Annotated in this window: 13 protein-coding genes; 3 read left to right on the top strand and 10 right to left on the bottom strand. The window is 47.1% G+C overall.

The features are described from left to right. Positions 1–47 precede the first annotated feature (47 nt). Positions 48–3,869 (bottom strand): ATP-binding protein, encoded by a 3,822-nt coding sequence (locus MKX42_RS05150; protein ID WP_340751577.1) that lies wholly within the window; start codon positions 3,867–3,869, stop codon positions 48–50. A gap of 151 nt (positions 3,870–4,020) precedes the next feature. On the opposite strand from MKX42_RS05150, the gene MKX42_RS05145 reads away from it, so the two are divergent. After that, complete coding sequence (locus MKX42_RS05145) at positions 4,021–4,776, top strand: LytR/AlgR family response regulator transcription factor (protein ID WP_340751576.1); 756 nt, start codon at positions 4,021–4,023, stop codon at positions 4,774–4,776. An 18-nt stretch (positions 4,777–4,794) separates the two neighbouring features. On the opposite strand, the gene MKX42_RS05140 is transcribed toward MKX42_RS05145, so the two are convergent. Continuing rightward, entirely contained in the window at positions 4,795–5,706 is a 912-nt protein-coding gene (locus tag MKX42_RS05140) for a sensor histidine kinase (RefSeq protein ID WP_340751575.1), read from the bottom strand. A gap of 1 nt (position 5,707) precedes the next feature. After that, positions 5,708–6,382, bottom strand: a complete 675-nt coding sequence (locus tag MKX42_RS05135) for a response regulator transcription factor (protein ID WP_340751574.1) — start codon at positions 6,380–6,382, stop codon at positions 5,708–5,710. A 209-nt stretch (positions 6,383–6,591) separates the two neighbouring features. Here MKX42_RS05135 and MKX42_RS05130 point away from each other — a divergent pair, with 209 nt between their 5' ends. Beyond that, positions 6,592–9,246: a cation-translocating P-type ATPase gene (locus MKX42_RS05130; protein WP_340751573.1), complete on the top strand. Its 2,655-nt coding sequence runs from the start codon at positions 6,592–6,594 to the stop codon at positions 9,244–9,246. An 81-nt stretch (positions 9,247–9,327) separates the two neighbouring features. Here the strand turns inward: MKX42_RS05130 and MKX42_RS05125 are convergent, their stop codons facing one another. The 5 genes from MKX42_RS05125 to MKX42_RS05105 all read right to left on the bottom strand — a co-directional run bounded on the left by MKX42_RS05125 (position 9,328) and on the right by MKX42_RS05105 (position 15,298). Then, positions 9,328–11,154: an APC family permease gene (locus MKX42_RS05125; protein WP_340751572.1), complete on the bottom strand. Its 1,827-nt coding sequence runs from the start codon at positions 11,152–11,154 to the stop codon at positions 9,328–9,330. Positions 11,155–11,289: 135 nt separating this feature from the next. Further along, positions 11,290–12,285, bottom strand: coding sequence for a metal-dependent hydrolase (locus tag MKX42_RS05120; protein ID WP_340757620.1), 996 nt, complete (start codon positions 12,283–12,285; stop codon positions 11,290–11,292). Positions 12,286–12,399: 114 nt separating this feature from the next. Then, positions 12,400–13,470, bottom strand: coding sequence for a hypothetical protein (locus MKX42_RS05115; RefSeq protein ID WP_340751571.1), 1,071 nt, complete (start codon positions 13,468–13,470; stop codon positions 12,400–12,402). A 208-nt stretch (positions 13,471–13,678) separates the two neighbouring features. Continuing rightward, positions 13,679–14,425, bottom strand: a complete 747-nt coding sequence (locus MKX42_RS05110; RefSeq protein WP_340751570.1) for an SAM-dependent methyltransferase — start codon at positions 14,423–14,425, stop codon at positions 13,679–13,681. 207 nt (positions 14,426–14,632) lie between these two features. Next, on the bottom strand, positions 14,633–15,298 hold the full coding sequence (locus tag MKX42_RS05105; RefSeq protein WP_340751569.1) for a VOC family protein: 666 nt from the start codon (positions 15,296–15,298) through the stop codon (positions 14,633–14,635). Positions 15,299–15,479: 181 nt separating this feature from the next. Here MKX42_RS05105 and MKX42_RS05100 point away from each other — a divergent pair, with 181 nt between their 5' ends. Further along, positions 15,480–16,871 carry a hypothetical protein gene (locus MKX42_RS05100; protein ID WP_340751568.1) on the top strand — a complete coding sequence of 464 codons (1,392 nt, stop codon included), beginning with the start codon at positions 15,480–15,482 and terminating at the stop codon, positions 16,869–16,871. Here MKX42_RS05100 and MKX42_RS05095 read toward each other — a convergent pair whose 3' ends face one another. Continuing rightward, the gene (locus tag MKX42_RS05095) at positions 16,872–17,627 is read right to left on the bottom strand and encodes a class I SAM-dependent methyltransferase (protein ID WP_340751567.1); all 756 of its coding nucleotides are present in this window, start codon (positions 17,625–17,627) and stop codon (positions 16,872–16,874) included. It lies immediately after the preceding gene. A 301-nt stretch (positions 17,628–17,928) separates the two neighbouring features. Next, on the bottom strand, positions 17,929–19,044 hold the full coding sequence (locus MKX42_RS05090) for a WG repeat-containing protein (protein ID WP_340751566.1): 1,116 nt from the start codon (positions 19,042–19,044) through the stop codon (positions 17,929–17,931). Positions 19,045–19,413 lie beyond the last annotated feature (369 nt).

The following is a 19,413-nucleotide window of genomic DNA, read 5'->3' as shown; positions in this document are numbered from 1 at the left end:
AAAAAAAAGAAAGCAGGATATTCTCCCACTCTCTTATTTGAAATTTTTTAATATACGTTAAGCTTTCGCCTTGAATAATCATGAATAAGGTACGGAAGGTCTATCAGCATTTCTGTTCCTGCACCCGGTTCGGTGATCACTGTAATAGAACCATTTAGCCGTTCAATCAATTCTTTGACTACTGATAACCCGAGCCCATGACCAGCATAAGAATTCAGCCCAAAGCTCGTTGTAACACCTTCTTCAAAAATATTTTTGACTAAGTCTTCTCGAATGCCTTGTCCGTCATCCATAATTATGCAGTGAAGCCTTTCATTATCGTGGTGTAGTGAAAAATGACATTGAATGGTGCCGTAAGGGCTCTTGCCCCTGCTTATCCGCTCACCCGAAATCTCAATTCCATGCACAATACAGTTTCGCAGCAGATGGGTCAGGATTTGTGAGATTCCGCGGTGAAGGTCCACATTAATTTCAATATCCGCGCCTGTAACGACTAACGGATTTATGTTCTTGCCAATTTCTCTTGCCAGTGTTAACAATTCTTTTGAATTTAAATCTGTTACCTCTGAAATACTTTTTAAGCTTGTTGTTTCATTCCCAGACACATGCGCCTGCTCCAAGAAGGTTTCCCCAAAAATTTCTTCAAGCAGCTCCATATCCTTCTGAATCCATGTATCAAATAATTTCAATTCATCTATTATTGTTGTTAAATCGCCTTGCTCCTTATGTGCTCTCCTTGTGAATTCATATAATCGTTTCTCCATCTCGTAAATATTGGATGAACTTGTATGCATATGAAATGATTTAAAATATCCTTTGAACGTATGTATGGTCTTATATATCCCCATCACCTCCTCTAACAACAATTCGTGTCTGCCTTCAATCAGGTAGTTTAGAGAAAGGGAGTACTCACGGTATTGCTGTAAATAATCACAAAAGAGATTATGATTGCTTCTTACCTGTACTATCATTCTCAATTGCTGCCGTTCCTTTTCCAGCTGCTGCTCCAACAATCGTTGCTGGGTGATGTCCTTGATGGTAACTAGGCAAATCTTTTTATTTGTCTGTTTGCAAGTAAAGAACCGGTACTGAATTCTATAGAGCAGATCATCTACTTCATACGTATCCGGCAATAGGGTAAGATAGGTATCTAACTGATTTTTTTTAAGTTGTGAATGAAAAAGCTTCTTAAGAAGATCCCTAACAAATTGTTGATTCTCCGCATGATGCGGGCAAATTAATCTGGGGAAATCATACTGTTCAATAGAAAAACCGAATATCGCCAGGCATTCCCGGCTGTAGTCCGCTTGAACCTGAAGATCGTCTTCAAATTGCAAGAATCCTTGTCCCGCATGATCTAACATGTTTCTGATTCTACTTATTCTTTCAGATAGCATAAGTTCTATATTTTTGTTGCTCTTGGTTAACTGGGTATGCATTTTTATACGTGCCAACAGCTCCTGCTTTGACACGGGTTTGACTAAATAATCGTTTACTCCGGCATCCAGGCCCTTTGCCAGGTCTTGCTCAAGATTGGAGGAAGCCAACATAATGATTGGCAGATCTCTAGGAGAATACATCTGCCTCAATCGTTGGGAGAGTTCAAATCCTGACATCTGCGGCATCATAATATCCGATATAATCAGATCAGGCTCAAATCCTTTATTGATCAGCTCAATGGCCTCACTCCCGCTTAATGCGAACATAACCAGATATTGCTCAGATGACAGAAAGTTGAGCAAAGCTTGAGCATTAATTGGCTCATCATCAACAATGAGAATAAACGTTTTCTGAGAATATCCAGCATCATTAGGCAGATTGTGTTCTGCAGCCGGGTCCGTCATATCATATGTATCTGCAGCTATGCCTTCCTCAGGAAGGTGAACCGAACAGCCGTTAGGCTCCGAAAAGATGGGGAGTGTAAATATCACGGTGGTTCCCGCTCCCAGGTCTGAGATGAGATGAAAGTCGCCGCCGTGGGATTGAACCAAGTGTTTGGCGATTACCAGACCTACTTCCTCGCCTCCTCCATCAGCAAAGAATTGGGTATCCGCTTCTACACAGCTCTCGATGATTTCACACCTCTCCGGCGTTATCCCCACTCCTGTATCCCGAATTTCAATCTGAACATATCCTTCGATTACCTTCGAGCTAATCTCTATATTTCCCCAATTGGTAGATTTAATAGCAGTTTCGATTAGATAATAAATGATTTGCTGAACACGGCCTTCATCCGCATCTACAAGCGGAACATTGGGATCAATCCTATTCGCAATTTTTACTGGTTTACCCTGAAGCTGAGTACGACAAGAAAGGATAACCAGTTCGGCTATCTCTCTTAACGAAATGGCCTTACGATCCAGGGTTGTTATTTCATACTTAAGCTTGGTAAAGTCCAATATTCCGTCAACGAGATTAGTCAGCCTTTTCCCGCTGATCACAATCATGGATAAGCTCTTTTTAATCACTTCGTCTAAATAGCCGCTTCTGCCCTCTATAAGTGAATCTGCAACCCCAATCATCCCTTTTAAAGGAGCAAGCAGTGCATGGGAGGTCTTGAACAAGAAGTCATCTTTCATGGTATTCAATTCCCGTAGTTCCTCATTCTGCTCCTCTAATTTCATTAAATATAGCTTATTTTGATCAGAAATTTTCGAAAAGCGTCTGTACAGAAATATGGAAAAAGTCATCATCATACACAATAAGGACCAGGGCAAGGAAATTTGTACCGGATGAGGCTGCAAATTCATGCCTCTTCCCGGAAGAAAAATAAAAGAATGCAAGAGGTGATCAATGTGATCTTTCATATTGATTAGCAGAAATACGAATACGCCATAGCTTAATATAATCAATTCCTGATCCATTGTTCTTTTGATTAGAGAAAGGCTCAAGGTAACACTCAGAATTGAAAACACAACAAAAACAAAGACAGAAAACAAGATGTGATAATTAATTCTGTCCAGTAGCTCCATATCAAAACACATCAATGTGATTACGAAAAAGAACAGCAGAATAGCTCCTTGCTTTAACACTCTTATTACTTTATTTTTAATCGTCTGCTTCTGGTACATCATTTCTACAAGCGAGAGAAAGGGAACGCATATAAAAGAAATAGCTGTAATATGGAGATAAGAATCCAGCACCGGAGTGTTCCACAAAAAACGGGTCTGCACCTGCTCAGTGACAGCAATAATGCCACCACTTACAGAAAACAATGATAGATGTAGTAGTGAAGGTTCTTTTTTGTATCGAAAAAAAAAGAAGAGTGCCAAAAAACCCACAAAACCTAGAATGACACCAGCCGCGTAGTTATCAAGATCCCCATAGAAAAGCTCTCTAATTACACTCGAATTAGTGCCTATCATTATTTTGGGCTCAAACCCAAGATGTCGGCTATTTGAATTGACACGAAAAAAAACATCGTGTCCCAGCAATTCTTCATCTAATTCAATATAATGCGAAGTCCAGCTGGCAGATGATTGTTGAGACGGCTTCAAATCACTGGAAGCATACTGCAGCTTATTGTTAGAGTATACTTCGAACCTATCATGAACCCGGTAAATATACAGATAAGGATGCTTCCAAGCTGCATCTGGAAGTTTAATTTTAAACCATACATACTGTTCTTCTGTTTCTCGTGCTCTGGATAGGAACGTTGAGCTAGAAATCTCCCACGGAGTTTTGTCCAGATAGGTCCACACAGGTACTCCGCTTTCATCATAAGGGGAATCGCCAAGACGGTACTCCGGCTTGTCCAGTACTACAAAAGAGGAAGTGGTATGACTACTATGAACAAGAAAATATCCTCCATTTTCCAAACAAACAATGATAAAAATAAACACACAAATATATACCATATGCTTGAGCATCCCAGACACCCCCCCCTGCTTCTCCGCTCATAGGTTATTAAAGTACCTTCCAATAATATAGCTAAGAAATAACTCATAGACTTTTTTCTGTCAAAAATATAAAATATACTGAAAATACTCATATGATTCTCAATTATAAAAGGAGATCGCCATGAAAGAACGATATTCTTGTATTGTTGCAGAAGATGACTATCATGTAAGAAAACAATTAATTCAGGCTGCCTTAGGTGCAGGACTCAATCTGCTGGATAGCGTCTCCTCGGGAACAAGATTAATGGAAAGTGTAATGAAGTACAAACCTGATATCATTATTACCGATATTCTTTTGGACAGAATGGATGGTTTATCCGCTTGCAGCAATCTAATCAAACAAGGATTTCCGCTGCAAATTATTGTGGTTTCAAACTCTTTTTTGCCCGAACATTACAGTATTGGATTTGAACTGAATCTGGTGGACTTTATCAACAAGCCTATACAGGAAGCCCGACTGGACAAGGCTCTCAGGCAAGCCAAAACCAACCTTAATGAACAAAGACTTCTCAACCAGTTGCTACACGAAAAAGCACATTTGATCAATATTAAACAACGATATTACGACATAGATGTTAATGAAGACCATATTTTATTTATAGAAAAGACAGACAAACGATTATTCAAAATTTATATGGCCAATAATTCTGTCATAGAGACCAGTACGAATCTGGAGCAGATCAAAGAGCAATGTTCTCCTAATATATTCATTCCCCACCGTAGCTATCTGGCCAATATTATACATATACAAGCAGTTATTCCGTTCCCCTCTATACCGGGAAATCACGAAATTATCTATCCAGACAGTCATTACAGGGTACCCTTGACCAGAAGGAACTACGCAACTTACAACCTATTAAAAAACAGCCTTCTGTAAGACGCTTTAGCTGCTTCATTAAGTTCTAACCACCGGCAAAGTTATTTGAAAAGCTGTCCCTTCCCCCGGGCTGCTTACTGCCCGAATATGTCCGTGATGCTTCGTCACAATCCACTTGGCGATAGCAAGCCCAAGACCGGATCCCCCACCGTCTCTTGATCTGGCTTTATCAACCCTGTAAAAGCGGTCAAAAATCTTCTCCAGATGTTCCGCTTCTATTCCCACACCGGAATCGGCCACTGACAGTTCTACAGTCTTGTCTTTCTTGACCATTTGAACTGTAATTTGGCCGGATCGGTCAGTGTAACGAAGAGCGTTATCCATTAAAATAATGATTAACTGCTTTAATTTCTCTGGGTCTCCCCAGCAGTATGTATTCGGTTCAAGATCGAAAACTAAGGTAACGTCTGCATTAGCTGCATGAGGTTCAAAAGGGATAAGCGCTTCAAGAAGAACTTGATCCAGATCCATCCACACCAGGGAGAAGGGATGCTCATTGGCATCTGCACGTGAAAGCATCAGTAGATCGTTAACCAGATGGGTCATTCTTTTATTCTCCATGAAGATATTATCCAGCCACTTTTTCTGGCTCTCAACGGTCTCCTCAGGGTTGCCCAACACAAGCTCCAGATTCGTCTGAATAACAGTGATTGGCGTACGCAGTTCGTGCGAAGCATCCGCTGTGAAATCAATTTGTCTCTGCCATGCCTTTCTCGCCGGAACCAACGCTTTCCCAGCAATGAACCAGCTCCCCAGAAATACCAGAAGTAACGTAATGAGGAGAAGTGGAAGTGATTTATACAGCAAAGGAAACAAAGCATCATGATTGCGGGGTGATTTCCAGTAAATCGCCAGTGAGAACAATAACACTATACTGCCTATTACTGTGATATTAATAAATGTTAATCTCCATCTGACCTTTTGAAGCATGTTAGGCCTCCTTCAGGCAGTAGCCCACGCCCCGCACGGTATTAATGGTAATTCCACATGCCTTGGGGATCAGCTTCTTACGTAAATAATAGATATAGATTTCCACGCTGCTCATCTCGACGTCAGTATCGAATCCCCAGACCCGCTCCAGGATTTGTTCTTTGGTCAGCACATGTCCTTGATTACGGATAAGCAAATCCAACAGTTGTGCCTCTTTTTGTGTGAATTTTATAGTAGTAGAATCACAGATAGCTTCACCCAGCAACGGATCAAAAGTTAGTGCGGCAATCTTGACCTTATTGTCTGTAAAAGCAGCTTCAGAGCGCCTACCGAGCGCCCGTACTCTGGCTACGAACTCATCCACGGAGAATGGCTTGATCAGATAATCATCGGCCCCTGCATTCAGTCCCTCTACCCTGGACTCCACGGCATCTTTAGCCGTCACGATAATCACAGGAGTCTTAATTTGGATGGAGCGCAGATATTTCAAAATATCTACTCCCTCCTTGCCAGGAAGCATCCGATCCAAAACAATTACATCATACCCTCCCATCTCAGCCATACCTTGACCTATAATTCCGTCATTCGCTACATCCACCGTAATATTATTCTTATTCAAAATATACACTAAGGCTTCGGAAAGTCTCTGCTCATCTTCCACTAATAAAATCCTCACGGAATCAGCTCCATTTCGATTCCTCAATTTAGAAAAAAAGTTTATATTTATAAAATATACCCTACTTTCCTTTGAATTTCATTAGAATTCTCAGAAATTATCTAAGAACAGCCGTCCAGGCTGAAATTCTTGAAACTTGTCATACTATATAACGTAAATTTGGACCATACAGACTAAAGAATCACTAACGGGAGAGGAGCTTGTACCTGATGGAGTATTACCGCCGCAATAGTTCAGACACCCTGAAAGAAGTCGACAGTTCCACAAGCGGGCTTACGTCTGCTGAAGTAGATACCCGGCTGGCCAAGGAAGGCTACAATGAGTTGAAGGGCAAAGCGAAGGACCCGCTCTGGAAGCTGTTTCTGGAGAATTTCAAAGATCCTATGGTCATTGTGCTGCTCATCGCGGCAACAGTTCAGATCGTAATGGGACATATTATGGAATCCGTCATCATCTTCGTGGTGCTGATTCTGAATGCTGTAATCAGTGTGGTTCAGACCCGGAAGGCGGAGAGCTCACTGGATGCTCTGCGCAAAATGTCCGCACCCGAGGCCAAGGTCATGCGGGACGGGGCCTTACTGTCGATTCCGGCAAGGGAGCTGGTCCGGGGTGACATCGTATTCCTCGAAGCTGGCGATTATGTGCCTGCGGATGGACGGATTATTGAATCCGGGAGTCTGCGGATCGATGAGGGCATGCTGACCGGCGAATCCGAAGCCGTGGATAAGCATACCGATCCTATCCAGCAGGAGGCTCCGCTGGGCGACCGGCGCAATATGGCCTTCAGCGGCTCACTGGTCGTCTATGGACGGGGAACACTGGTCATTACAGGAACGGCACTCGGCACCGAGCTCGGGAAGATTGCCGGGCTGATCGAGAGTGCCGAAGCCAAGCAGACGCCCCTGCAGCGCAAGCTGGAGAGCTTCGGCAAAAAGCTGGGGATCGCCGTCCTGCTGCTGTCTGTGCTGATCTTCTCCATTCAGGCCGCACGCGTCTGGCTGTCGAATGACACGGTAGACACCACCGAAGCCATCCTGAATGCCTTGATGTTCGCTGTAGCAGTAGCCGTTGCCGCTATTCCCGAGGCATTGTCTTCTATCGTAACCATTGTGCTCTCCGTGGGCACGAACAAAATGGCCCGGCAGCATGCTATTATCCGTAAGCTGCCTGCTGTAGAGGCACTGGGATCAACAAGCGTCATCTGTACAGACAAGACAGGAACACTAACCCAGAATAAAATGACGGTTGTCGATTATTTCCTTCCCGGAGGCCCGGAGGAGCAGTTCAAGCTGAAGGCCGATGACTGGTCAGAAGAGGCCCGCAAGCTGCTGCATATCGCAGTACTCTGTAACGACTCCAATATTAATGAAGAAGGCAAGGAGCTGGGCGACCCGACCGAGGTAGCACTGATTGCCTTCAGTAATAACAAGGACAGGGATTACCGCGAGATCCGCGATAACTTCCCGCGCGAGGCCGAGCTGCCGTTCGATTCGGAACGCAAGCTAATGACCACGCTGCATACGTTCGAAGGACAGAAGGCCCTGCTTACCAAAGGCGGCCCGGATGTTCTGTTCAGCAGATGTTCCCATGTCCTGCTGGAGGGCCAGGAGGTTCCGCTGTCATTGGAGGTCCTGGAGTGCTTCAATGAAGCGAACGAACAGTTCTCCAGCAGAGCGCTGCGCGTGCTTGCTTATGCCTATAAGAACGTGCCGGACACGGTGACTGAGGTGGGCCTAGACGATGAGCATGACATGGTTCTGGTCGGCCTGTCGGCGATGATTGACCCGCCGCGCGAGGCAGTATACGGCTCTATCGCCGAATCGAACAAAGCAGGTATCCGTACGATTATGATCACCGGGGACCATAAGACCACCGCCCAGGCAATCGGCCGCGACATCGGGCTGATGGCGGAGCATGAGATCGCCGTTACCGGCCAGGAGCTGGATGCCATGTCCGACGAAGAGCTGGACAGCAGGCTGGAGCAGATCGGCGTCTATGCCCGCGTCTCCCCGGAGAACAAGATCCGGATCGTCCGGGCCTGGCAGCGTAAGGGCAAAATCACCGCCATGACCGGTGACGGTGTCAATGATGCCCCGGCGCTGAAGCAGGCCGACATCGGGGTTGCGATGGGCAGCGGAACCGATGTGGCCAAGGATTCAGCAGCCATGATCCTCACCGATGATAACTTCGTATCGATTGTCAATGCAGTGGCCGTTGGCCGGACAGTGTTCGATAACATTAAGAAGGCGATCGCCTATCTGTTCGCCGGCAATCTGGGTGCGATTATCGCCATCCTGTTCGCCCTGATCTTCGACTGGATCAATCCGTTCACGGCCATTCAGCTGTTGTTCATTAACCTGGCGAATGACTCCCTCCCGGCAATTGCGCTGGGCATGGAAAAAGCCGAGCCGGATGTGATGAGCCGCAAGCCGCGGGACATCAGCGAGGGTATCTTCGCAGGCGGGATGATGCAGGCAGTGATCACCCGTGGTCTGCTTATCGGGATTGCCGTGATTATCTCCCAGTATATCGGGCTGCAGCATTCGGATGAAATGGGGATTGCGATGGCCTTCACCACGCTGATTCTGGCGCGCACCCTGCAGACCTTCGCCGCCCGCTCCAACAGCCAGACCTCTGTGGAGGCCGGCTTCTTCAGCAACAAATATGTAATCGGCGCAGTCATGATCTGCTTCGCCTTCTACGGCATTGCGGTCCTGCCAGGTGTCAGAGAGATCTTCTCGATCCCTGCCACGTTCGGAATGAACCACTGGCTGACCGCCACCGGACTCGCCCTAGGCGCAGTCATAGTGATGGAGCTGGCGAAGCTGATCCGCCGTCTGCTGCCTGCGAAGCAGGCTGCTTAAGCTAGTTAAGTTAACGAACCTTAATAACAGCAAGAAGCCTGCACGCCCGGTATAGGGGTGCAGGCTTCTTGCTGTTATACGTCACTTCTTCAAATGATAAGGCACTGTAGTAACAATCACATCGCTGCGGAACAGCAGACGGGCGCGTATCAGCAGACTCGATTGATTATGAAGGATATTATGCCAGCCTTTCTTCGGAATGAACTGTGGAATAATTACCGTTACCCTATGGTTCAGCTCTGCGGCCTTCCAATTCACTTTATCAATAAACTTGGTCAACGGCTGTACAATGCTTCTATAAGGAGTATATAGGGTTACTAATCTAACGTCCGGCTGCCACTTTCTCCACTTCTCCTCGAACACCGCTTCATCTTCCCGCTCGAAGGGCACGTAGACGGCTATTATCTGCTGCGGAGACAGCGACTTGGCATATTCCAGGGAGTTCATCACGACATGAGTGATTCCGGCAACCGGCACGATAATGACATTGCCTTCAATCTTGATCGTTTCCTCACAGGTCGAAATTCTAAGCTGGTCCGCAATGGCCTCATAATGCTTATGAATCCGGTGGAACACCAGGAGCAGAATCGGCAGAAAGACAAATACCGGCCATACCTGAGTAAACTTGGTCATGAAGAACATCATCGTCACAACGAAGCTGATTAGAGCGCCAACCGTGTTGATGATGAATTTTTGCACCCAGCCTGCTGGCTTTTCCCGGAGCCATTTCACCATCATCCCGCTCTGCGACAACGTAAAGGGAATGAACACACCTACAGCATATAAAGGAATCAGCTGCTCCGTTTTCCCCTCAAAGACATAAATCAGAAGCATGGACAGAACACCCAATATGATAATACCGTTGGAGTAACCCAGCCGGTCCCCCCGCATGGTGAACATTCGCGGAATGAATTTATCCTTGGCAAGGTTCACAGCCAGCAATGGAAAGGCGGAATAACCGGTATTGGCAGCCAGGATCAAGATTAATGCAGTCGTTCCCTGGATAAAATAGTACATCGCATTCCGGCCAAAGGTTTGCTCGGCAATTTGCGATACCACAGTGACGTCAGCACGGGGAGCAATCCCGTAATAATAGGCTAACACCACAATGCCTGAGAACATCACAGCCAGTAACACTCCCATGGCGATTAAGGTTTTGGACGCGTTGGACGCTTCCGGACTTTTGAAATTCGGTATGGCATTGGAGATCGCTTCGACCCCCGTTAACGCAGAGCTCCCGGAAGAAAATGCGCGCAATAATAGAAATAGGCTGATCCCCGCTACCGGAGTACCCAGTGAGGTATGCAGTTCCGCCGGAACGTTACCTGACAAGATGTTATACAGACCTGTACCAATCAGGATGAATAAGGCCAGGACGAATAAATAGACCGGATACGCGAGGACGGAGGCAGATTCCGTGACCCCTCTTAAGTTCAAAATCGTGATAAGCAGCACAAACACAATGGCGATCACCACTTTATGCTCATGCAGGCTTGGAAACGCTGAGGTGATGGCATCCGTACCCGCCGATATGCTTACAGCAACCGTTAAAATATAGTCAACCAGCAGCGAACCGCCGGCAATTAACCCCGGATACTTGCCCAGGTTCTCCTTGGACACCACATAGGCGCCCCCGCCGTGGGAATAAGCAAAAATTATCTGCCGGTAGGACAGAATGAGCGCAGTCAGCAGGACCAACACACCCAGCGCAATCGGGATTGAATACCAGAAGGCGGCGGCCCCAATCGTAACCAGAACAATCAGAATCTGCTCCGGCCCGTAGGCAACGGATGACAGCGCATCAGAAGACAGTATAGCCAGCGCTTTCTTTTTATTTAACTTTTGCTCTCCGAGTTCACTGGACTTTAAGGGCCTGCCAATTAAAAATCGTTTTAAAAATGAAATCACTCAGTTTCACCACTCGCTTGTTATTTGTAGGATCTTGGTTGAAACCCCATATCCCCCGTTTCCCTGACACAACAAAAAGACCACAGAAGACTATTCTGTGGTGTTCAACATATCATGTCCGGCATTAATATAGCGTTAAGGATTACGCAAAGACATTAAGATTGCATTAAGATATTGGAGCAGGCTGGTCGAGCCATGGCCTCCGCTTGTTTCCTGCCACTCTCCATCCTTATAGATGAAATAACGGGGATTTCCCTCCCGGTCGCGGGCAGCAATCTCCCCTTCCGGCCCTTGTCTGCTCTCCTCGATCACTTCAAATGTTGCTTCATCCTCAGAAATAGGCTTCCGGTATACGTACTCCAGTCCGTCTTTTCCCATATTACTTCGAACAATATCACCCTTCGCGGCAAAGAGCATATTCACGTCCAACTGGACTTCTCCGCCCAAGACAGGCAACACCCCAAGCACCCTTCGCTGAGAGTCGATGACATCAAACCCCATTTTCCAAAAATCGCTCAGTTTGTGCACCTGATTATCTCCCAGCGGAGACACCTGTATGGCAGCCTGTGGAGTGAGCGTGAATTTACGTGGAAGCCCTTGCTCCAGCTGCACTAGCATAGCAAGCTTAAGGCCGAGATACAGGACAATAAACACCGCACAGCCCGTACTAAACACCCGTCTCCTGCCCAACGACACCGGAAGCACAAAACTCATCACACCCGCAAGCATAGGCACCCATACTGTTGGATCACCCAGATAGATCAATGGCAGCGTATAAGCTTCACTGGACAGAGGATAGATCAAATGAACCCCATGTCCCAAATAATCCACCAGAATATGCCCCAGCACACTCCCCGCCAGACACAGATATAACTGGATATACGAATATTTCTTCAATAGCAGCTTGAATATGAACACCATTGGAACCATAACCAGCCCCATAACTACAACGGAATGCGACCATGGAGATACATACCTGTTACCTAAGAGATCCGGCACAATTCCCAGGAATGAGGCCAGTCCGAGCAGAACCACTTTTTCCTTAAAAGAAATCGCCTTGCGCATAAGCACAATCGATACAATAAAACTGCCCGTGAGCAGATGTGTAGCAATATGCATAGCCAATATCATAGACACCTTTAATCCCCCCGCTTTGGTTGTTAAGCTTCACTACTCAGAGCCTGGCAAGTTATAAACAAATAGAGCGGGGAAAAGGTTCATTTGCTATACAAAGATCACTTACACTCAGTTTAGATATGCTTTCCGGGCGTCCTCAAAAATAGTATCTAATTGTACCCTGGTGTAATCGTCTCCTTTAAACTGTATATCATCAGCAGTGCTCTTAGATTGAATGCCTTCACCCGCAGCAGGTACTTTACCATAAACAACGCCACGGATAATGTATACACCAGGATCAGTGAGGCTCTCTCTCAAAAACAGCAAGTATTCTTCATTTTCATTCATCAACTGATATCCAAATGTGCTGTAAACTCTTGATGAGTCGGCCGCTGCATTTTCTTGGACGGTGATGGTCTCCCCGCTAGACAACGTGTGACCGGTATTATTTCTAAATACATCGCTCAGTACAAATTCGGATAATGTGCGATTGTCAATAACCAATCCGTCCACATCTTCTTTTTTCAGAACTACTTCCTGAGCCCCTGCCTTCGTTCCCTTAACAACAATATCTGTTTGTGCATCCATTTCAGAAAATGTTCCGTAGCTAATGGCGCTACTGTTTGTAATGGCGTAAGGAATTGTTTTCGTCCCTGCCGTATCTTGAACTGTTAATGGTTCAAGCGAAGCGGCTGCTCTCTCATAATCAGCCTGAAAAAAGGTTCTAGCTGAACTCATACTGAAATATAATCCGTCTTTCTCAAAGTATAAATACGGTACTTCGTTCTCTTGAGCAATCCACTCACCAGATACATCTTTAGAAAGCTCAACTTTTTTAGTCGAAGCAATCTCGTTAGTTGGTTTAAGTTCTTCTTTGGATTGAGTGATTGCACCACGAAAAAATACAATACGGACTTGATTGTCTTTAGCTTCAACACGATCCAGAAAATCATCGACACCTAATTCTACTGTAGGGATATAGACTTTATCTAATCCGGCTTTCTTAGCAGCTTCACTAATTTCATTTTTTTGTTCTGCGGTATAAGAGAACGGCTCGGCTTCTGTCATTCCTTCACCTTCATTATTGGCGGAATTTTCAGTTGCAGGAGTATTTGAAGATGAATTTACATTCTGACTGCATCCTGCTAATAAAGCACCAAGCAGCAAACCAATAAACACGACTTTCCTTTTGTAGTTCATGGAATATCCTCCACTTGTTGATTTGTCACCTCACCATAATAGACTGAACCGCTCTTCCAAAAGTTGCATAATCTTCTCAACTCAGTTTCTTTTTTGAAGCTCTTTTCAGGTCCAGTAAACTAACTCAGACTGGCGCATATCAAAATACAGCGGCAGCCCTGGCCCCTTAAGAGTCCCGGCTACCGCTGCTTATTCACCACACTACTATTTACTTACGGCAGGCAACCATCATAATCTCCATACTGCCGAGCTGTAAGGGATGATTCCCGAATTGTCCCGGGCTACAGCCATATGCGGCCTCCACTGCGAACCCTTCACTAACCAGAAGCATCTGCAATTCACGGAAGGTAAAAGCGGTAGTATAGATCAATACCTCTTTGGATTCGCCCTCGGGGCTGTAGACCTCTTCTTTATCGATTACGGTGCAGGAATACGGATCAAATAACGACTCATCCTGTATACGCCGGGCTAAGTTAAGCGCATTAATTACCGTAAGAACAAATAGAGAACCCCGCTTCAGCGCCCGATGAACTCCTCTAAGGACCTTCCGGTGATTCTCTTCACTGCCTGCCAGTCCAAAAGCCCCTTCACAGAGACAGATCGCACCATCGAACTCCTGCTCAAACATTGACTCGCGGGCATCCGCCACCAGAAATGTTGCCTGTAACTCTTCCTTCGCAGCTTCCCGATTCGCGTGCCTGATAAATTCCGCAGAAATATCCACGCCTACTGCTCTGATTCCGCGCCGGGCCAACTCCAGACTATGCCGACCCGGACCACAGCCAATATCCAGGATGCGAGTCCCCTGCCGCAGATTCATTAACTCCATTAAAAAGTCTGCTTCCTGCATCGTTCCCTGGGCGAAACCGTATTTCAAATACTGCTCCCGCATGAAATCTCCGATGGCTTCATAATAATCCCCACTGTACTCAAAGCTTGCTTGTGTGTTCTTCAAAAGCTATACCTCCGTATCTGTTGTGCCTACACGGAAGTGGATTGGCGTGACAGCTTAACCCCTTCCGTGTCCCGATCGACAACGTTCAGCCTGTCAGCGCTTCTATTCATAAGTTCACTCGCTTCCCTTATTATGTAACTTCAGGCTAGAGTGTTGGAGCCGGGAAGTCAAAAGAAAGAACCGTTATACTCATTCTATACGGTTAGCTTAACGAAACCCCCGGATCTTCATCCCCGCCGAAGCATCCAGCGTAACCTCACAGACATCCGTTCTGATCGTCAGCGGATGCGGATAAGCTTCCTCCTGGTCAGACATGAACCAGACCCGGCCTTGCTTCACAGCAATAATCAGCCCGTGCTCGTCACCGGCAGCAGCGAACTGGCTACTATAATCCTGCCAAGGGACGATCCCAACCCGGGATAGCTTGAGCAAGGCCTCCTCCACATCGGATACAGGCAGGCCGATCTCACTTACACATAACAGACTGGCTGGAGAAAACGCCTCATTGGAGGAATTGTTCAGATTGTGCCGGGCAATCAGCTCTACAATATTACCTGCCGGATCATAGAAATAGATGGAGTCGGCATTCCAGGACTCGAATTGCACAATCTCCTGTCCTTGGCTCGGAATAATCCGGACCCTCGGAGTGATCCACCGCAACGCTTCATCTATCTGATTCTCAGGAATATTAAAAGCAAAATGATATTTCGGCTGGCTGCCTGGATCAGATTCAGTAAAGGTTAGAGTAGACGCCCATGCTTGTACACTAAAGGAGGCTAAATCTTCCTGGACTACCGCCAGCCCAAGAGTATCCTCATAGAAGTCTTTCATTTCTTTCAAGGAATGAGTCTGCATCTCTACTTCTCTTATCATTTAGGATCACCTCTGTTTGTGGCATAACAGCCAGATCTTTGCTTCCATGGTAGCCAAGCCGGATTGTGAAGTCAAACCCGCATCTGCAACTTCTCCGCAGCAACCGCGTCCATAACAATATGGAAAATCTATCTATTCTCTGAAAACAATAGGACAATCGAACATTACAGGAGGTTTCTATATGCGCTATATGGCAGCAATTGTGCTGGCGGCAGCTCTGCTCTCAGGGTGTCAGGGGGCGGACAAGGCCACTGTAAACAGCTCTTCCCCAACGCCACCCACAGCTTCCCCAACCATCGGATCACCCACGGCTGTGTCAGCCACACCTTCCGCTCCAGCACCTTCAAGCGAGGAAGAGCCGCTGCTATATATTGAGCAATTGCGAATGATCGGCGGAGGCGGACAACTGGTGCAGGTGAAATCCAACATTGATATCGACCAGAAATCATTGGAGCAAGCACTGAAAAATAGTCTACAAACCAGTGCCCCGGAGGTTAAGTTCAGCTATACACTGGAATGGGAGTCTCCGCGCTTTCTACAAATCCGCCTGCATCTGGATGAGAGCAGCGCCTGGTCCGGGACGTTCAATCTGGATGAAGCCGTCACCACAGACGGGCGCAAGTATGCCAGCACCGAGCAGCCGTACCGTAACACGGTAGTGATCAGAGCCCAGGATGGCAAGGGCAGTTTGTTGTTCCAAGGCATCACCTCCGGTACCCGGCGCGTAGTACCTGCCTGGAACACGGGCTGGATTAAGTCCATTCAGACCCCGAAATCGGTGGCCCCCTCCTATCTGTTCTATGGGCAGGAGAAGCACCATCTGGTGCATGCCCTGACGGGCGAGGCGCTGGAGATTCCGGCTTTTCCCCAGGAGAAGGATGCCTACGGTAATGACTACGGTTACCATGAGATGTATTCCGACCGTTTCTATGGGGACTTCACTTATATGATCTCGGGCAATAAGACGTTGTATCGCTTAGACCTGAAGGACTTCACCCGTACGAAGCTTCATGTATTCAGCAAGCCGGTCTACGGCATGTCCTCCTCGCCTGACGGCAAGCGCATAGCTGTATTAACTGCTCATGACGAATACATTGGACCTGGGGCGGATCTGACGGTGCTGGATCAGAAGGGGAAATTACTGCATTCGCAGCAGAACGCCGCCTTCATCTCCCATAGTGACGGCTTCCTGTTCGTCTATTCTCTGACTTGGGAGGACGATTCGCATCTGCTTCTTCCCGTAGACAGAAATGAGAAGAACCCGCTGGGCCAAAACCGGTACAATACCGGAAGCGGGGACTCCTCGGTTATGCAGGATGAGCGCATCACGGACCAGCTAAAGAAGGATCTCGCAGAGCATGAGCGGCAGCCGCATAATGACCTGTTGCTATCCGGCCTGAAGTGGTCACCGGACAACAGATTCGCAGCCTTCAAATCCGGCACAGGCGCCATACAGGTCTACGACACACAAGAGCGGACCTTCACGTTCGTATCCGCAGGCACGTTGCTGGGCTGGATGCCGGATGGAACGCTGGCCTGGGCGGATGCCGGTGAGCATGTGTATACTTTTTGACTATACTTCTCCCCAAAAAATCTCAGTTTCATATTCGAAGGGAACCACACCGCCCTGATTATGCCGGTCAAATATATTCTGCAGTTCTGTCATCATCGGATTGTAATTCGGATGCCCCGGAACAGGGCTGTAGGAGGAGGATAACAGACGGCCGCTCAGACCCTCGAAATCGAACTCCTGAGTCATTTCAAACTGGCTTTTATGCATCGTATTCTCTTTGAAAAAGGAGCGAAGCATCGCCTGAGAAATGTTTTTATGATTTACTTGTTCATAGTCAGTGCCGTAGGTGTGAAGCAGTTGATCGTACTCTTCACGAAATGAAGTACCGTTAGTAAGCCGGGAATTCCATATTAGTATGACTTTCCCGCCAGGCTGTAGTATTCTGCGGAACTCCTTTTGCGCGGCTTCCCGGTCAAACCAGTGAAATGCCTGAGCACAGACAATAAAATCAACCGACCGATCCGGTAACCCGGTAGCTTCCGCCGACCCTGATCCGCTCTGAAAGTTCGGATTGCTGTAGAGCCTTTGCTCTGCGGCTTCTCGCATGGCCTGATTGGGCTCGACCGCGATTACATCGCTGCCGCGTTCCAGAAGCAGCTTGGACAGGCTCCCAGTGCCAGAACCGATATCTGCTATTTTACTGTTCGGGCGCAGACCAATATTGTCGTACAAATAATCAATAGCCTCTTGTGGATAGCTTGGACGGTACTTCAAATAGGAATCGACCCGGTTCGAAAACCTTTCATCACTGTTCATCGCTGTTCACTCTCCTATTTTGTTTTCTTCGGAAAACCGTAGACGAATAGTATCACACCAATTAACGTAAGGATTGGCACAAAGATATTATCGAAGAAGCCTGCGACATGAGTTTTAGGCTGGACATCGTAAATTTGCGCGTATAACGCAGAAATTTCATAATTTCGAGCGATCAATGTACATACACGCTCGATAGTGTAGATTAACGCGGCCGTAATCAGAAAGGCTGCCCCTAGTTTTCTGTATAAGTCGTTGCCCATGGAATATGATTGCCTCCTCTACCCTTGATCGATTAATTTAGTTACGGTTTCACCACTCCGCCCGGAAGCTCGGAAGCCGGCGGCCAGACGATGGTTCCGCTGCGGTTCATGTACCCTCTGATTTCCTCGCGCGTATCCGGAACCAGCAGGGTGATTTCCGCCAATTCACCGTTAAAATCAGCGGCCCAATAGAGTTGCGGCTTGACCACGAAGCGGCCGGAGGTATTAATATAGCCGTACCGCTGCCCCGGGCTGGCCGAAGCCAGACCGCCCTTAAACAACCCTCCGGCCGTAAAGCCCTGGATGACTTTGGCGCCCTTCTTATTAATATAGAAGGTGACTCCGTTGCGTTCAACAAACGCCAGTCCTTCCGAGAACGGCTGCGCCATGCTGAATTGCGGCTTGATCAGGTAATTACCTTTTTTGTCGATGTAGCCGTATTTGCCGTTCACATACACGACTGCCGCCCCGTCGGCAAACGATGTGGCGTAATCATACCGGGGTGTAATGCGAAGCTTGCCGGTGGTGTCGATATAGCCGTATTTGCCGCCAACGGCAAGCGTAACGGCTGCCATGCCATCGGAGAAATCAGACGTAAAGCTATACCGGTACGGAACGATAAGCTCGCCCTTCGTGTTAATGTACCCGGAGGCTTTACCCATATTAACCCGGGCTAGGCCTTCGGAGAAGTTAAATGCCCGGACGTAGATGGGTTGTATGGCCACCTTGCCTTGGCTATCGATATACCCGTACCGTGTCGCCGTAGTCCCGCCAGCGAGTTGAACCTTCGCCGTATACAGCGCGCGGTCATTATAAAGAATGCCGGCGTCTCTCAGCTTATATTCGAACAGCTTGGTGCCTGCTGAACTGAAATAATATTGCTTTTTAGCCGCATGGTCCTCGACATACAGCGTTCCTCCAGGCACTCCTGAATACCCGTATCCGTCATACACCGCTTCGATGACTACTGTGCCTTTGCCGTTGATGAAGCCGTATTTCCCGTTCACTTCAATCGGATACAATTGATCGGCCGTCTTCGCCTGCACAGTGCCCTCACTGGCGGCCTGGGCCTTGTCCTGCGATTGCGATGGACCCGCTACACTTGCACTGAACACCATCGTCGTCATTAGTAGGGTTAAAGCCAGCTTTTTAAACACCTGTGGTCCACTCTCCTCAGAGGCTATTTTCCATTCTTTAGGTTAGACGGTGATTGTACCGGTTTTGTTGTGCATTGTTTGGAAGAATAAATGGTAGCTATAAATTGAACCAATAGAATCAGAAAAAATACGTTCCAAATGCTCGGAATGGATGCCATAGCCAAGTAGAATGAATAGGGTGCCAGCCAGACCAACGAAATGGCCATAAACACGCGAAGACCAAGCCAGATTGAAATGGCCATGACGGCTGAAGGTACTATGAGCATGAGGACCACAATCACTTGTGTTCTGATGGTTACCACCTGATCACTGTATGGGTTATCAAACAGAAACAGAAAACTTAGTCCAATACCCAGTAGCGATAAGAAA

The organism is Paenibacillus sp. FSL R7-0204 (assembly GCF_038002225.1).
In the GTDB taxonomy this organism is placed as follows: domain Bacteria; phylum Bacillota; class Bacilli; order Paenibacillales; family Paenibacillaceae; genus Paenibacillus_AQ.
The sequence above is the reverse complement of the archived record's forward strand: the minus strand, read 5'-3'. Positions and strand labels throughout refer to the sequence as shown.

Bases quoted from the DNA above. Each gene is read 5' to 3' on its own strand.
- MKX42_RS05100 (WP_340751568.1), top strand. From the start codon at position 15,480: ATGCGCTATATGGCAGCAATTGTGCTGGCGGCAGCTCTGCTCTCAGGG.
- MKX42_RS05120 (WP_340757620.1), bottom strand. From the start codon at position 12,285: ATGATATTGGCTATGCATATTGCTACACATCTGCTCACGGGCAGTTTT.
- MKX42_RS05150 (WP_340751577.1), bottom strand. From the start codon at position 3,869: ATGCTCAAGCATATGGTATATATTTGTGTGTTTATTTTTATCATTGTT.
- MKX42_RS05130 (WP_340751573.1), top strand. From the start codon at position 6,592: ATGGAGTATTACCGCCGCAATAGTTCAGACACCCTGAAAGAAGTCGAC.
- MKX42_RS05115 (WP_340751571.1), bottom strand. From the start codon at position 13,470: ATGAACTACAAAAGGAAAGTCGTGTTTATTGGTTTGCTGCTTGGTGCT.
- MKX42_RS05145 (WP_340751576.1), top strand. From the start codon at position 4,021: ATGAAAGAACGATATTCTTGTATTGTTGCAGAAGATGACTATCATGTA.
- MKX42_RS05095 (WP_340751567.1), bottom strand. From the start codon at position 17,627: ATGAACAGTGATGAAAGGTTTTCGAACCGGGTCGATTCCTATTTGAAG.
- MKX42_RS05140 (WP_340751575.1), bottom strand. From the start codon at position 5,706: ATGCTTCAAAAGGTCAGATGGAGATTAACATTTATTAATATCACAGTA.
- MKX42_RS05105 (WP_340751569.1), bottom strand. From the start codon at position 15,298: ATGATAAGAGAAGTAGAGATGCAGACTCATTCCTTGAAAGAAATGAAA.